The organism is Halobacillus mangrovi, from assembly GCF_002097535.1.
In the GTDB taxonomy this organism is placed as follows: domain Bacteria; phylum Bacillota; class Bacilli; order Bacillales; family Halobacillaceae; genus Halobacillus; species Halobacillus mangrovi_A.
The window spans coordinates 3,341,605-3,356,456 of sequence record NZ_CP020772.1 but is presented as its reverse complement, the minus strand read 5'-3'; the positions used below and the strand labels follow the sequence as shown (position 1 = coordinate 3,356,456).

Sequence of the window (14,852 nt, the reverse complement as noted above, 5' to 3'; positions counted from 1 at the left end):
TGAATCTATTTAGTTTATCGAACTTTGTATATATTGAACGCCTTCCCGAGTAATTTGCGTGCCGGACCGTCCCCTTCGGATCGTTACATACCCTGATTTTTTCAAGTTTTCCAGTATTCTTCGAATCTGTTGTTCTGTCAAAGAACTTCCCTCATTAGAAAGAATATCGGTTATTTTCTTTCGACTCGCGTTTTTGGATGAATCATTCAGTTCTTTTACTGCTGTTAACACTTTCGTATTTAATTGGTGATCGACAATGCTCTCAGGTTCGATCTTTGCTGTTTGGAAATAGTCTTTTCCGGGGAGGTCGTGAATAGTAATTCTTTCGCCATCCGCTACAATAGACAAGTAGGAGACAGTATTTTTCAGTTCTCGTATATTTCCGTACCAGTTAAAATGCGTTAACGTCTCTATCAGATCATGATCCCATTTGTGTTCTGGAATGTTGTTTTCAATTGAAAATTGTTCAACTAGCAAGGGGATATCTATCTTTCTTTTGCGCAGTGGAGGAATCGGTAAAAATAGAACTTTTAACCTGTGATATAAATCTTCTCTAAACTTTCCATCCTCAATCAATTCGAGCAGGTCTTTATTTGTAGCCGCAATAATTCGAACGTTGATCGGAATCGTTTTGGTGCCACCTATCTTTCGCAATTCCATTTCCTGAATGACCCTTAAGAGTCTAGCTTGAAGCTTTAAACTGCTATCTCCAATCTCGTCCAGGAAAATTGTACCTCCATCAGCTTGCTCGAAAAGACCTTTCTTTCCGCCTTTTTTCGCTCCTGTGAAGGCCCCCTCTTCATAGCCGAACAATTCACTTTCCAGAAGGTCTTCAGGAAGAGCGCTGAAATTCACAGCTAGAAAAGGTTCGAGTACACGATTAGACTGATTATGGATGGAGTGAGCAAAAAGCTCTTTGCCAGTACCGCTTTCTCCTTGGATTAAGACCGGAAGCTCGGTTTTGGCTAATTTACTCGCAATTTTTTTGGTATGAAGGATTTCGGGGCTTTTCCCAATAATATCTTCAAAGCTGTATTTGGACATATAGCCTGTCTTCATGAGTTGTTTTCTTGCTGCTTTTTCCATCGTTATTGTTTCATCCGTGTTTTTAAAGATGAAAAGTATGTTGTCGCTTTCTTTCCATTGAATCCTATAAACCATTAAATTGTACCCGTTCATCGTGAAATATTTCCCTTCATCTTGAGGGGATGACATGTAGGATAGCAATTCTGGTTCTTTAAACAGTTGGGTCAAAGTTTTTCCAATAGCATGGACGTGAGATAATCCGCTATATTCTTCGATAAAAGGATTGAAAACTGTAACACGCTGGTGGCGGTCAATGGCCATAACCCCATCATTAACTCCGTCCACCACTTGCTGGAGATGCTGGTTCAATAACTTGGTTTGACGATTCACTTCGGCAAGCCTTTGACTTAATTCTATAATTTTTCCTGTGTATCGATTGGAAATCGTCCATCCCAGCTTTTCTTTAAGATGGAAGTGTTCAAGAATGGCAATTAACGTCGTTATATCGATTAGCCGTACACCGATGTCTATCACTTGATCGATAGATTTTGGCACGATTCTAGCTTCTCCAGGTGTGATAGCTGTTTTGATGTGGGAAGGGGCTTTTTTGCCAGGGGAGTACGGAGTGTAAGCAAGGTGAGTCATCCCTATTTTTTCTAGGGTTTCTATGGTTTCCTGCGCCATTTGTGGTGCATCATTTACGCACAAAACTTTTGTTCCGCTGTTGATTTCAAACAATTGGTTAATCATTTGATAGTTAATGGTTCTTTTTGCTGTCATTCGTTTGCATTCATTGGATACAAGATGAGACGCCTCTTTTTCAATAAGATCGGATGAAAAAATGACGAGCTCATCTGAAACTCGTTCTGGGATCGCTTCATCTACAGCGTAGCTGTTAATTAAGATGTACTCTCCTAAAATATCTTCTAGCTGCTGGTGCAGCGTTTCTTTTGTTTCAGGGGTACCAGTTATGAGAGTCAATCGATTTTTCATGACCGTTTCATCATCCTTTTGGTTTGTTTTAGGTTTTAATTATAACACCCAATAGGAACTTTTTTATGTTTTTAAAGGAAATAACGCCGGAATATTCAGAATTATGAATTGGCATGTTTCTTGCATGTAATAGAAAGTGAGGAAATAAATGATAGGAGGAGTAAGATGAAAGATAAAAAGAAAGGCATTCAAATGCCGCATACGTACGTCATCATTTTCTTTGTCGTATTATTCGCTGCTATATTAACTTATCTGATCCCGGCAGGTATGTTCGAAACAAAAGAAGTGACGTATGAACATTCGGGTGCGGAAGAATCCCGTACAGTTTTAATACCAGAAAGTTTTACTACGGCAGAAGAAGGAGCGACAGAGGGAACAAGTCTATTTGAACCTGGGGGAGGAGCTGGTCTTCTAAACTATGTGTTTGAAGGGCTGGTTTCTGGAGATAAATGGGGCTCAGCGGTAGGAGTCGTTGCCTTCATTCTTATTATTGGAGGGGCATTTGGAATTATTATGCGGACAAGGGCAGTGGAGGAAGGAATTCTATCTGTCATTGATCGTACAAAGGGTAAAGAAGTACTTATCATTCCTGTTATGTTCTTTCTATTCTCTTTAGGTGGAGCGGTATTCGGAATGGGAGAAGAAGCGATTGCTTTTGCTATGATTCTAGTTCCGTTAGTTATTGCTCTCGGTTATGATGCGATTACAGGCATCATGATTACCTATGTAGCTACTCAGATCGGTTTTGGGACCTCATGGATGAACCCGTTCGGTGTAGCAATTGCTCAAGGGGTATCCGATGTTCCTGTACTATCCGGTACGCCATTTAGAATGGCGATGTGGCTGGTGTTTACGGCTGTTGGTACATTTTATACATGGAAGTATGCAAGTAAAATTAGAAAAGATCCGACCCAATCATTATCCTACGAGTCGGACCAATATTTTAGAGACGACTTTGATCATAAAGATATGAAAGTAAACTTCAGGACAGGCCACATGCTTGTTATTTTAACAGTAGTGCTTGGTGTAGCTTGGATTATATGGGGTGTCGTGCAGCATGCTTATTATATCCCAGAGATAGCAAGCCAATTTTTCACAATTGGACTTGTAGCTGGGATTATTGGTGTCCTATTCCGATTAAATAATATGAAAGTCAATGATATCGCTGAAGGGTTTGCTCAAGGGGCGAAGGACTTGCTTCCTGCAGCTTTAGTTGTTGGTATGGCAAAAGGTATCGTGATCATTCTAGGAGGAGATGATCCAACTTCAGCTTCTGTATTAAATACGATCCTGCACTCAGCTGGCCAACTGTTTGAAGGTGTTCCGGAAGTGATCTCAGCCTGGTTGATGTTTGTTTTTCAGTCGATCTTCAACTTTTTCGTTGTATCGGGGTCAGGACAGGCGGCGCTTACAATGCCATTGATGGCTCCGCTTGCTGATATCGCAGGTGTTACTCGTCAAGTCGCTGTTCTTGCGTTTCAGCTTGGAGACGGTCTTACGAATATCATCGTACCGACGTCCGCTGCTTTAATGGGTACACTTGGAGCAGCTCGACTGGACTGGGGGAAATGGTTCGCTTTTATTATTAAATTTCAATTGCTCTTATTCGGACTGGCAAGTGTGTTTATTATCGCCGCAGTTCTGATTAACTTTAGTTAACTTGGTACAAAGGGGGAAGGACAAGTGATTACACTAATAAAAAATGCAACCGTCTATAATCCTCATCCTTTAGGGAAAAAAGATGTACTGATTGCAGATCGGAGAATAGCCCGCATTGATGACTGTATTGAACTATCTAATGATTTCATCGATGTAATTGAAGCTGATGGAAAGATACTAGCTCCAGGCTTCATCGATGGCCATGTGCATATTACAGGGGGAGGTGGAGAGGGGAGTTTTCGCTCCAGAACCCCTGAATTGAAGCTGGCAGATGCAACGACGAGTGGTGTAACGACCGTCGTAGGAGTGATCGGCACTGATGGAACAACGAGAACCATGACGAATCTGATAGCAAAGGCTAAGGCTCTCCAGGAAGAAGGGATATCCTGTTACGCTCATACAGGTTCTTATCAAGTTCCTGTACGGACACTAACCGGGAAAATAGAGGATGATATCCTTCTGATCGATCTCATTATTGGGGCAGGCGAAATCGCCATCGCCGATCATAGATCTTCTCAGCCTACGGTAGAGGAATTATCGAAGATTGCTTCACAAGCAAGAATTGGCGGGATGCTTTCTGGGAAAAAAGGCGTGGTGAATGTTCATGTAGGAGACAGTGAAGATCGCCTTTCTATCATCGAAAAGGTGATTGCAACTACAGACATACCGATTACCCAATTTTACCCTACGCATATCAATCGTAATCCCTCACTATTTAAAGCAGGCATCGATTACGCTAAAAGAGGCGGGAATGTAGATTTCACAACAAGTACGATTCCTAAGTTCATTGAGGATGGAGAAGTGAAAAGTAGTGAAGCTTTGAAGAGAATGCTTGAAGCAGGTGTACCGATCGAACGAATGACCTTCACCTCGGATGCACAAGGCAGCCTGCCTGATTTTGATGCAGGGGGAAATTTAATCGGGATGAAGGTCGGCAAGATTCATTCCATGTATGAAGCATTTGTCGAAGCGGTTAAGGAATTTAACATACCTTTAGAAAATGCCCTTCAAGTCGTTACTTCCAACCCGGCTCATATTCTCGGATTAAAAACGAAGGGGGCAGTAAAAGAAGGGATGGATGCAGATCTCGTACTACTTGATAAAGAAACACTTTCTATTAAAACCGTAATCGCTTTAGGCAGGAAAATGGTCAAAAACGGAGAAGCGGTTGTGAAAGGGACATTCGAATAGCCTGAGGCAGGGACAGAAGAATCCTATCATAAGAAAAAGCCGAAGAATGTGTATGCATTCGTTCGGTTTTTTCTTTGTTTAGCAATTACCTCTCGGTCACCATCCTTCGCTTTCCACGGGCACGGTCTTAGCCTCTTCCAATTTTCGACCCGGCCTGTTTCCGCAGGTGTCTGTGGATGCTTGATTACTACACCCTTTCTATTTGATCCATATTTTTATCTTATTGTTCGACTTCCTTTCTTCTTATGCCTTATGTCCCACCCTATTTATTTTTTTCTTCTATTAAAAAAATGCTTAAGCTTCTGCCACTTATTAGAGAGAAGAATTTTCTTTGGTTTGGCAAACCCATCTCGAAATTGATAGACATGGCCCTCTTCTTCATAAATGCCGAGCACTTCTGACTTCACTTGCTGTTTGACATATTTACGAAAAGGAAAGGATTGATACTTTTTTGGGTGGTAGAAAGGAGTTGAATATAGAAAGGGGTACTCATACAACGGACCTTCATAAATGAGCTTTAGGTCTTCATGATGTCTGAAATCATCAGGTGTGACCAAAGAGTCGGATTTTGCAAATAATGGCGCACCGCTGCGTTTTAAAACTTCAGATACAAATTGGGAACAAAAATAACTTGCGGGTACTTCAATTGGCTGATTAATTGGCACGCCTAGCAGGCCTGCGTAGTTATAGAAATAGGTTTTGTAGTTTTTGGAAAAAGTTTTAACCAGTCTTTCAAGCTTTTGATAGTTTCTGCGAGACAGTTTGTATTCATAAACAGCACAAGTAGCGGTAAGGGTACCAGCTAAAATTTCCTTGAACAAAGTCTTCTTGAACAAACCCTCCCCAAAAAGGATTAGTAGGTTTACGTCTTCCGAAGCTGTATATCCTCTTCATATTTTTATCCAGGGCAAGGGAAGCGTGGTTAAATGGTGCTGATGTAAATGTCTTGATGGCTCGATTTGTAAATGAGCCAGTGTTTGATAGCAGAATGTAAATGGATCTCATAAAAAGCCCCCCTCATGCATCTATCTATCTGACAATATACTATATTTATCCATTTATGGAAACTTCCATAGATTCCTTCTATTCCTCTTTTTTTCATCTATGTGGTATTCTCTAATTAATCAACAGAAATAAGAGAGGGTTGTCTGCGAGATGAGAATCCTATCCAATATGCTAACATTTAGTTTTTTTCTGCTAAGTATCAGCGTGGTCTTTTTTGTTCTCTGGCCAAAGCTGGATAGTTCTTTCATGCTTCCGTTTCAGAAAAAGGATGTGCCTATGCCCACCGTGCTCCATCCTAAGGTTGAAGAATACAAAAATGAATTGATTGCGACTTCAAAAAATAAGGGAATTGATATTATAATTACAGAAGGGCATCGTTCTGTGGAACGACAAAATAAGCTTTATGAACGTGGACGTTCTACAGATGGGAGTATCGTCACCTATGCTAAAGGTGGGGAATCATTCCACAACTATGGCTTAGCGATAGACTTCGCGCTTAAACTGGACGACGGGGATGTCGCATGGGATATGACACGTGATGATAATAAAAACGGGGAGTCTGATTGGATGGAAGTCGTGACTATCGCAAAGGATATGGGGTTTGTATGGGGCGGTGACTTTTCCAATTTTAAAGATTATCCTCATTTACAGATGGATTTTGGTTTGACGATTCGTGAATTACAATATGGAAAACGTCCAAAAGTGGACCAATATGCTGAAAAATAAAAAGGCGTCTCAAATTATGAGACGCCTTTTGTTTTTAGGCTTGGTAGGCTTCATAAGGCTTGATCATTGCATGGATTGTCTCCGTGTAAGGCATAGCGAGGTCAACCTCACTGCCGAGGCGAAGTGCACCGCCATGAAGGTGCTCAACTTCCAACGGCAGCCCTTTTCTTCGATCCTGATGCATGGAAGAAGTCATTTCATGGTCAAGGCCTCGAAGACGTTCGAACGCAGTCGCCACATCCTCTTCTGTTAAATTGACCTGGTGGGCATTTGCTAGCTGCCTCATCTCCTCTAGAATTCTTTCTGCGATTCTGAAGGTTTGAGGATAACTGCGTACTTCTCCGATCGTCTGGTTTACGGCCGTAGTAATCCCGGAAAAAGAGGAGATGAACATATACTTTCTCCACATTTCTTCTAAGATATTTGGACTCAATGTACCGTTGAGGTTTGCTTGATTACAAGCGAGTGCAAGTTCTTCGCAAATCTGCTGTTGTGAAGGGTGTAAAGGACCAAAGACGAGATCATGGAATTGACTGGTGTGGACGACATGACCTTTTTCATCCAATGTTGCAATGATATAGGACAGGCCTCCAATGACAGCTTCCTCACCTAATTCTTCTCTTAAAATACTGATATGTTCCATACCATTCAAAACGGGAAAGACTTTAGCGCCTTTTTCAACAAGATTTTTCAGCCAATCGATTGTACCGTGAAGATGGTAGCCTTTCACGGCTAAAAATACTAAATCAGGGTCTTCGATCTCTTCTGGGGAAGTTGCGATTTTTGGCTCGGGCACTAAATAGTCACCCATTTCACTATGTAACTGCAATCCATGTTTCTGGATTTGTTCCGCACGACCATCCCGAACTAAATTGACCACTTCATGACCAGCTTCCTGCCAGCGGCCTCCGAAATAAGCACCAAGAGCACCGGCGCCTAGTACAACAATTTTCATCAATCCCACCTCCAAGTAATGTCTACTCTTATCATACCATCTTCCGTTGTGGACACCAGTCATCCGCTTTATGAAAAAACCCCTCAAATTATTGAGGGATTTCTGTAGTAAAACTTGACGTGACAACACGGCTCATTTCAACGATGTCTTTAATGTGCTGGTTCAAATATTGAATAATGTCATTACAACCGATTTGTTCCATTACTTTATAGTAATCCTCTTTACTTTCGAAAATGGACTGGCCAAGCAGAAGCTCTTCATCCTCGTCCATCTCAATCAGGTTGAGGATGCCCATGGATCCTTGTCGTCCTGTGAGTTCATTTGCATAAAACATATGATGTTCGAGGGTTCCATGGGATTTTAAAAGTTCCCCTGAATGTCTGGTTAACTTTACAAATTCCTCTACGTCTGTTTTCTTTACCCTAAAGAAACAAATGACAGTGTACATACCATTTCCCTCCAGAACTCTTTTGGTCAAACATTGAACTTAGTCTTCCAGATTTAGGATGTTGAAACTTTGTCAGTCCTTGTCGATACTCCCGCATCAACAAGCAGGACAATGGCTGTAATCGTATGCATGATCCAGCCGACGAAAGGCAAAGCACCAATAGCGTTGGTGATTAAGCCGAGAACGCTTCCTGCAAAGGAGCGGTTTTCTTTTACAGAGAAAACTAAGGCTACCAGGTGGAAAATAAACATGAGGATCAGTGCCTGCCAGCCTGTACTTAAAATAAACGCACCTCCAGCAATAGGAATGGCAAGAAAGGCTTCACAAATTCCAGTTATCCACTTTAACCATGTAGAGATTTTCATAAGATTTAACTCCTTATTTACAGCAATGGGCAAGACGTAAAGCGGTCTTCCAACCGCATGCCTTGAGAGTGTGATCCTTACGATATTTTATCAAATGCCTGGGAAAGGAAGCTACTTTTTAGACTTTCTTTCCGCACATCTCTAAAATAGAATTCGACATTTACAGCGAAATTCCTCCAATAGGAAGAAATACTTGGAACTACTCTAGGAAAAGGGAATTTGGAGGGTGACAGAGAATTATTATTAAGATAGTAAGCTTCACAACCCTGTAAGGAATTTCCTCAAAATACTTGTTGCAATGAACCATTTTGTGAAATCATAACGAATAAACTTATTAATGAAGGAGGGGTACCTATGGATCCATTAGATATCGTAAGCGACTTACATAACATTAAGCCAGTATACCAGCCGATTGTCAGCGCTATAAAACATGATGTGATTGGATATGAAGTGTTGGGGCGTTATCACAACGAAGGGAGCTGGATGAGTCTTGGTCCGTTCTTTCATGATAAAGAAGTACCTGATGAATTTAAAGTTGAAGTGGATCAGTATTTATTAAAAATAGCCATGAGAGAGATGCTGCAGTCAAACATGGAAGGCAATTTATTTATCAACCGGAATGCTAAACAGCTGATGGTAAACGATGGAGAAGACTTACTGCAGACGTTGCTTTTGTTTGAACAGAAAGGGTTTTCTATGAACCGGATTGTAATTGAAGTGACAGAGCATGATTTTGATGAAGAATTCGAAGTCCTCAGTCATTTGCTTCAATATTATAAGACATACGGCATTCAAATAGCTGTCGATCATGTCGGTGCAAAAAGCTCGAATATCGACCGAATCCGTCAGCTTGAACCGCATATATTGAAAATTGATACGACAATTATCCGAAATCAAAATGCAGAAGGTTTTCATGATGTCATGTACTCCCTGTCCATGCTTGCGAGAAGGATTGGAGCGGCCTTATTATTTGAGAATATAGAAGACGATTTTCAGCTTCATTTTGCGTGGAAGCATGGAGGTAGGTTCTATCAAGGATTCTTTTTAGCAAAACCTTCCGATTATCTCGTAACAAAAGAGGCTTTGACCTTGAATCTCAGCGAAAAAATTTCTGCTTATATTACTCGCGAGAAGTCTCTGGTGGAACAACGGCTTCATCTTATAACCCAATGGGAAACTAAAGTTCGTGAACTGCTGCCAAAGTGGGAAGGACCGAAGAAAGTGGACGCTTTTATTGATTTAGTGAAAGACCGTTTTCATCAAGAAAGCTTTCGGATGTTCGTCTGTAACAGCGATGGCCAACAGATCTCCTCAAACTTTCGGAAAAGAGTGAATAGTTGGGAGCTTGAGCCAGAGCAGAGAGGATCAAACTGGGCATTTCGTCCATATTTTTTAGAAAATGTGATGCAGATGAAATCGACAGGAAAAGGAATTTTATCCGACATTTATTCTGATATTGATACAAAAGAAATGATTCGTACGTTTAGTGTACCTGTATCTAATCAGTATTTTTTATTTATCGATATCCGGTATTCCTTTATTTATGATCATGAATGTCTGCTTATTTAAAAACCCGCTTCAGGGAGTATCCTGAGCGGGTTTAGTTATGTGAGGAAAGAAGGTCGTTACTTCCCACACTTTATTTTATTTAGAGGCCTTTTGAAGCTTTTGAATCATTTTCAGGGAGCGGCCTGTACCGATGGCTACGGATTCTAATGGACTTGGGGCCATATGGACAGGAACGGAAATCTCCTGGGAAAGCCAGTCCTGCATACCGTTCAATAGTGAGCCGCCTCCTGTCAGGATGACACCGTGATCAACAATATCTCCGCTTAATTCCGGCGGGCATTCTTCGAGAGTTGCGCGGATGGTTTCAAGCAGCTGTTCTAATGATTCTTTTAAAGCAGACTGAATCTCTGTAGATTTCAATTCAATCGTTTTTGGTAAGCCTGTAACCATATCCCGTCCACGAACTTCCATAGTTAGTTCAGGATGCTCGATTAACGCATAACCGATTTCCATTTTAATTTGTTCCGCTGTGCGTTCTCCGATCAATACATTATAAGCTTTGCGGACATATTGGATGATCTCTTCATCCATAACGTCTCCGCCTGTGCGAATAGATTTACATGAAACAACTCCGCCGAAGGAGATAATAGCTACTTCACTTGTACCTCCGCCGACATCAACGATCACGTTAGCGACTGGCTCGTCTACAGGCAGGTCTGCACCAATAGCAGCAGCGATTGGCTCCTCAATAAGATGAACTTGTTTAGCTCCGTAGCTTTTCACTGCGTTATGGATTGCGCGGCGTTCCACAGAAGTGGATCCGGATGGTGTACAAATGACGACTGTTGGCTTACGCATGGATAGGCCTGACTTTTTGGAAACCTTCTTAAGTAGTTCTTTCAACATTTGAGCAGTCATATCATAATCTGCTATGACTCCGTCTCTCAAAGGTCTTACAGGGATAATGTTTCTTGGGGTCTTTCCGACCATTTCTTTAGCTTCTTTACCGACAGCAACAACATTTTTCGTTTCCGTATTATAAGCTACGACTGAAGGCTCATTTAATAGAATTCCTTTTGACTTAGAATAGATTAATATATTTGCTGTACCAAGATCGATACCAATTTCAGCGTTTGATAGCATTTAGACGTACCTCCAAAGATGAACAGATTCTCTTATATGACATTCTATCATGATATGAGTTTTTTGGGGGTCTTACAAGAGGAAATTGGTGGAGAATCATGAGTAGTTAAATGGTTGGAGAAACATGTATAATAGAGGCAACGATCAATAGGGGAGTTTTCGTCATGACACGTTTTTTAAAACACCAGGAAATACTGAATAAATGCGAACGAATCAACGAAGAATACGAAATTGATCCAGTGTTTTTCGATGAAATTGTTGATGACCTTTTAAATAGTGAATTAGATACAGAAGCCGTCATTCTTGAAGGTTTTCAAAACTTATTGACTGAAATTGACAATGAAATTGAGAGAATGGAATCATTCAGTAATATGAAGCCAAATTGTTTTAAAGGCTGTGCTTTTTGTTGTTATTTTCCAATTGTTGTAAGTCGGATGGAGGCAAAAATATTGTTCAGGTCGATTGAACAATTCTCTGAAGAGAGAAAGAATGCGATTTTTGAGCACTGGGAACATTACTATTCCAATCAAAAAAATAAGTTGGCTCAGGCATTTACCATGGATCCAGAAGATCCAGAAACAAAAATGGAGTATAAGAAGCTTAATTTGCCTTGTCCGATGTTAGATCCTGAGAACCAGTTATGCATGGCCTATGAAGTTCGACCGGTTCCGTGCCGAACATACTTGAACTATAGTGATCCTCAAGTATGCGCAGAAAATCATATGCCGAAAGAACCGTTCAGCTACGAATTTCTATACACCTACTACTTCGGTGCTATAAATGAACTCATACAGGCTTTATACGAGAACGGGGAAGAAGTCTTTGTCGATTATCCGATGGATGCCTGGAGCTATGACTATCTACCAGCTTGGGTATTAAAATGGAGAGAGGGGACGTTGGATGAAGTATAAGCTGTTATCATTAAATGTAGGACGACCGGAAGTCTATCAAACGGATAAGGGTGAGTTGGAGAGTGCTTACCGTAAAAAGCCAGTACAATCAATGACTTTTTTAACCTTTCTTAATTTCGATGGAGATGAACAAGCCGATAAAAAAAATCATGGCGGGCGTGACAAGGCGGTCTGCCTTTACCCGGCCCAGCATTATCGGCATTGGGAAAACCATTATGATCAGCCGTTTTCCTTTCCGGCATTTGGTGAGAATATTACCGTAGAAGGCATAGAAGAAACGAATGTCCATATCGGGGACATTTTTCAGTTGGGGGAAGCAATAGTTCAGGTTACCGAACCAAGGAAACCTTGTTATATCATTGCCAGGACACATGGAATCGAGGACTTTCCTGCTCAAGTGACAGCCAGCGGCTATACGGGGTTCTACCTCCGAGTGCTCAAAGAGGGGGATGTGACACCTGGAGACATGATGACTTTAATCGAACGTCATCCTGATCAAATCTCAGTAAGTGATGTTAACAATGTCCGTTATCATGATAGAAAGAATCAAGATCGAATCAAACGGATTCTCAAAGTCGATGCACTTTCCGGAAGCCTTAGGGAGACTTTGGAAAAAATGCTCCAAAAAACATAACCCGATGTCTTTAGAGTAAGGATTCAAATGAAAAGTACAAAAGGAGAGGGCAAAAATGGATTTTGGCCATTTGATTGAAGAGAAGATTAAACAGTCGATTAAAAATGGAGATTTCGAGAACCTTCCTGGAAAAGGAAAACCTCTGCCTAAAGATGAACTTGCTTACGTCCCAGATGAGATGCGGAATAGCTACCGGATTTTAAAAAACGCGAATATGCTTCCCGAAGAAATGCAGCTAAAGAAAGAGATAGTTAACCTGGAAGAATTACTGGAAGAAGTCAAAGATTCGGAACGGTCTGCTTATGTGAGAAAAGAGCTTTCAGAGAAACGAATCCGCTTTGATTTGTTGATGGAAAAGCGCAGGTTGAATCAATCAGGGGCTTTCAGACAGTATCAAAATAAAGTTAACCGCCGCTTTGGCTTTTAACCTATACGACCCTCGGGTTGTATTTTTTTATCTCAGGAATGAGTGATTACTCACTTTACTTTTAGGTAGAAAAGAGTAATAATATAAGTGAGTAATCACTCACTTTAGAATGGAGGATATTCATATGAGTATTGTTCAATTGAATCAGATTTCTCACCAATTCGGTAAGACGAAAATCATTAAAGATGTAGATCTATCCATTAAGAAAGGAGAAATCTTTGGACTGCTCGGTCCTTCTGGCGCCGGGAAAACGACACTTGTAAAAATGATGACAGGTATTTTGAGTCCGACTGAAGGTGAGGTTTTTTTAAATGGAGAGAAAATGCCTTCCCTAAATCAAATGAAGCATTATGGATTTATGGCCCAGGCCGACGCTCTATATCAAGAACTTACAGCAAGAGAAAATCTCGATTTTTTTGCTTCTTTATATAAAATGCCTAAAGCCCGTAAAAAAGATAGAATCCAGGAAGTGATGGAGATGGTCGATTTAATTGATCATTTAGATCAAACAGTTGAAACGTACTCAGGTGGGATGAAACGCAGGCTTTCTTTAGCTGCCGCACTTGTCCATGAACCTGAACTAATCATCCTTGATGAACCGACAGTGGGAATTGATCCTGTACTGCGGCAATCGATTTGGGATGAGTTGAACCGGCTGAAAAATAAGGGGGTTACGATCATCGTAACGACCCACGTAATGGATGAAGCAGACAAGTGTGATCGATTAGCCATGCTTCGTTCAGGCAGGGTGATCGCTTTGGATTCTCCAAAGCAGCTTAAAGCGGAAATAGGAGCGGCCACTTTAGAAGAAGTATTTCTTTATTATGGAGGTGCAGAGGATTGAACACGATTACGGTAATGAAAAGAATTTTAACTCAATTTAAACGTGATAAAAGAAGCATGGCTTTGATGATCGTAGCTCCTATCTTTGTACTCACTTTAATGTGGCTCGTCCTTGATAGTGAAAGCTCTACGCTTGAAGTAGCTGTAGTCGATGTTCCAGATCGTTTCATTGAGAAGCTAGAAAGCGGGGACCTTGAACTAGCATCGATGTCTTTGGCTGAAGCAGAAAGTGCTTTGGACGATGCAGAGATCGATGGAATGATTCAATGGAATCAAAAGCAGCCAGTGATCACCCTTGAGGGAAGTGACCCTAACACGGCCGGCGCTGTTCAAAAGGAGTTGAAGAGTGCGTTGAGTGCAGGGACAGAGCAACCGTTTGAAATTGACTTCTGGCACGGATCGAACGACATGGACTTGTTTGATTATACTGGTCCGGTACTCATTGGATTTTTTGTATTCTTCTTTGTTTTTATCGTTGGGGGTGTATCCTTTTTAAGAGAGCGTACTCAAGGTACCCTGGAACGTCTCTTGTCGACACCGATTAAGCGTGGAGAGCTTGTCCTTGGCTACTTAGGAGGATTTGGTCTGTTTACTGTCCTTCAATCCTTACTGATCGCAGCCTACTCCATTTATGTGTTGGATTTATTCATGACTGGAGAATTCTTATATGTATTACTTGTGACTTTTCTATTAGCGTTAACGGCTTTAAGTCTCGGGACACTTTTGTCGGCCTTTGCTAAAAATGAGTTCCAAATGATCCAATTCATTCCGATTGTTATTGTTCCACAAGTGTTTTTCTCAGGGCTCTTTCCTATTGAAGGCCTTTCTTACTGGCTGCAAGCTATAGGGAATGTCATGCCTCTGACCTATGGTGCGGAAGCTTTAAGGGGGATTATGCTTCGTGGAGAAGGATGGGTGGATTTTCAAATTCACATTTATATCCTTGTTGGATTTGCTCTCTTATTCACCATTCTCAATATATTCGCATTGAAGCGTCATCGCAGTTTATAATGAAGA

15 protein-coding genes are annotated in these 14,852 nt (G+C 41.1%); 9 read left to right on the top strand and 6 right to left on the bottom strand.

The window, feature by feature from the left end:
- Positions 1-9: 9 nt before the first annotated feature.
- The gene (locus HM131_RS16815) at positions 10-2,019 is read right to left on the bottom strand and encodes a sigma-54 interaction domain-containing protein (RefSeq protein ID WP_085030852.1); all 2,010 of its coding nucleotides are present in this window, start codon (positions 2,017-2,019) and stop codon (positions 10-12) included.
- Positions 2,020-2,184: 165 nt separating this feature from the next.
- On the opposite strand from HM131_RS16815, the gene yfcC reads away from it, so the two are divergent.
- Entirely contained in the window at positions 2,185-3,678 is a 1,494-nt protein-coding gene (gene yfcC, locus HM131_RS16810) for a putative basic amino acid antiporter YfcC (protein ID WP_085030851.1), read from the top strand.
- Positions 3,679-3,702: 24 nt separating this feature from the next.
- A complete protein-coding gene (gene iadA, locus HM131_RS16805; protein ID WP_085030850.1) occupies positions 3,703-4,869 on the top strand; it encodes a beta-aspartyl-peptidase in 1,167 nt (388 codons plus the stop codon).
- A gap of 266 nt (positions 4,870-5,135) precedes the next feature.
- Here the strand turns inward: iadA and HM131_RS20980 are convergent, their stop codons facing one another.
- Positions 5,136-5,705: a C40 family peptidase gene (locus HM131_RS20980; RefSeq protein ID WP_232324810.1), complete on the bottom strand. Its 570-nt coding sequence runs from the start codon at positions 5,703-5,705 to the stop codon at positions 5,136-5,138.
- Positions 5,706-6,120: 415 nt separating this feature from the next.
- Between HM131_RS20980 and HM131_RS16795 the strand changes: the two genes are divergently transcribed.
- Positions 6,121-6,600, top strand: a complete 480-nt coding sequence (locus HM131_RS16795) for a M15 family metallopeptidase (RefSeq protein ID WP_232324809.1) — start codon at positions 6,121-6,123, stop codon at positions 6,598-6,600.
- 34 nt (positions 6,601-6,634) lie between these two features.
- Here HM131_RS16795 and HM131_RS16790 read toward each other — a convergent pair whose 3' ends face one another.
- From HM131_RS16790 to HM131_RS16780, 3 genes are all read right to left on the bottom strand, one after another.
- Entirely contained in the window at positions 6,635-7,555 is a 921-nt protein-coding gene (locus HM131_RS16790) for a ketopantoate reductase family protein (RefSeq protein WP_085030848.1), read from the bottom strand.
- 88 nt (positions 7,556-7,643) lie between these two features.
- Positions 7,644-8,003: a DUF1428 family protein gene (locus HM131_RS16785; protein WP_085030847.1), complete on the bottom strand. Its 360-nt coding sequence runs from the start codon at positions 8,001-8,003 to the stop codon at positions 7,644-7,646.
- 53 nt (positions 8,004-8,056) lie between these two features.
- Entirely contained in the window at positions 8,057-8,368 is a 312-nt protein-coding gene (locus HM131_RS16780; protein WP_085030846.1) for a hypothetical protein, read from the bottom strand.
- A 354-nt stretch (positions 8,369-8,722) separates the two neighbouring features.
- Here HM131_RS16780 and HM131_RS16775 point away from each other — a divergent pair, with 354 nt between their 5' ends.
- The gene (locus HM131_RS16775; protein ID WP_085030845.1) at positions 8,723-9,937 is read left to right on the top strand and encodes an EAL domain-containing protein; all 1,215 of its coding nucleotides are present in this window, start codon (positions 8,723-8,725) and stop codon (positions 9,935-9,937) included.
- A 75-nt stretch (positions 9,938-10,012) separates the two neighbouring features.
- Here the strand turns inward: HM131_RS16775 and mreBH are convergent, their stop codons facing one another.
- On the bottom strand, positions 10,013-11,020 hold the full coding sequence (gene mreBH / locus HM131_RS16770) for a rod-share determining protein MreBH (RefSeq protein ID WP_085030844.1): 1,008 nt from the start codon (positions 11,018-11,020) through the stop codon (positions 10,013-10,015).
- Positions 11,021-11,184: 164 nt separating this feature from the next.
- On the opposite strand from mreBH, the gene HM131_RS16765 reads away from it, so the two are divergent.
- The 5 genes from HM131_RS16765 to HM131_RS16745 all read left to right on the top strand — a co-directional run bounded on the left by HM131_RS16765 (position 11,185) and on the right by HM131_RS16745 (position 14,846).
- Positions 11,185-11,931, top strand: coding sequence for a YkgJ family cysteine cluster protein (locus HM131_RS16765; protein WP_085030843.1), 747 nt, complete (start codon positions 11,185-11,187; stop codon positions 11,929-11,931).
- Positions 11,921-12,565: an MOSC domain-containing protein gene (locus HM131_RS16760; protein ID WP_085030842.1), complete on the top strand. Its 645-nt coding sequence runs from the start codon at positions 11,921-11,923 to the stop codon at positions 12,563-12,565. Before HM131_RS16765 ends, HM131_RS16760 begins: the two co-directional genes overlap by 11 nt.
- Positions 12,566-12,620: 55 nt before the next feature.
- On the top strand, positions 12,621-12,992 hold the full coding sequence (locus tag HM131_RS16755) for a DnaJ family domain-containing protein (protein ID WP_085030841.1): 372 nt from the start codon (positions 12,621-12,623) through the stop codon (positions 12,990-12,992).
- Positions 12,993-13,116: 124 nt separating this feature from the next.
- The gene (locus HM131_RS16750) at positions 13,117-13,836 is read left to right on the top strand and encodes an ABC transporter ATP-binding protein (protein ID WP_085030840.1); all 720 of its coding nucleotides are present in this window, start codon (positions 13,117-13,119) and stop codon (positions 13,834-13,836) included.
- A complete protein-coding gene (locus HM131_RS16745) occupies positions 13,833-14,846 on the top strand; it encodes an ABC transporter permease (RefSeq protein ID WP_198162655.1) in 1,014 nt (337 codons plus the stop codon). The genes HM131_RS16750 and HM131_RS16745 overlap by 4 nt, the downstream gene beginning before the upstream one ends.
- Positions 14,847-14,852: the final 6 nt, after the last annotated feature.

Bases quoted from the DNA above. Each gene is read 5' to 3' on its own strand.
- HM131_RS16815 (WP_085030852.1), bottom strand. From the start codon at position 2,019: ATGAAAAATCGATTGACTCTCATAACTGGTACCCCTGAAACAAAAGAA.
- yfcC (WP_085030851.1), top strand. From the start codon at position 2,185: ATGAAAGATAAAAAGAAAGGCATTCAAATGCCGCATACGTACGTCATC.
- HM131_RS16795 (WP_232324809.1), top strand. From the start codon at position 6,121: ATGCTTCCGTTTCAGAAAAAGGATGTGCCTATGCCCACCGTGCTCCAT.
- HM131_RS16790 (WP_085030848.1), bottom strand. From the start codon at position 7,555: ATGAAAATTGTTGTACTAGGCGCCGGTGCTCTTGGTGCTTATTTCGGA.
- HM131_RS16785 (WP_085030847.1), bottom strand. From the start codon at position 8,003: ATGTACACTGTCATTTGTTTCTTTAGGGTAAAGAAAACAGACGTAGAG.
- HM131_RS16780 (WP_085030846.1), bottom strand. From the start codon at position 8,368: ATGAAAATCTCTACATGGTTAAAGTGGATAACTGGAATTTGTGAAGCC.
- HM131_RS16775 (WP_085030845.1), top strand. From the start codon at position 8,723: ATGGATCCATTAGATATCGTAAGCGACTTACATAACATTAAGCCAGTA.
- mreBH (WP_085030844.1), bottom strand. From the start codon at position 11,020: ATGCTATCAAACGCTGAAATTGGTATCGATCTTGGTACAGCAAATATA.
- HM131_RS16765 (WP_085030843.1), top strand. From the start codon at position 11,185: ATGACACGTTTTTTAAAACACCAGGAAATACTGAATAAATGCGAACGA.
- HM131_RS16760 (WP_085030842.1), top strand. From the start codon at position 11,921: ATGAAGTATAAGCTGTTATCATTAAATGTAGGACGACCGGAAGTCTAT.
- HM131_RS16755 (WP_085030841.1), top strand. From the start codon at position 12,621: ATGGATTTTGGCCATTTGATTGAAGAGAAGATTAAACAGTCGATTAAA.
- HM131_RS16750 (WP_085030840.1), top strand. From the start codon at position 13,117: ATGAGTATTGTTCAATTGAATCAGATTTCTCACCAATTCGGTAAGACG.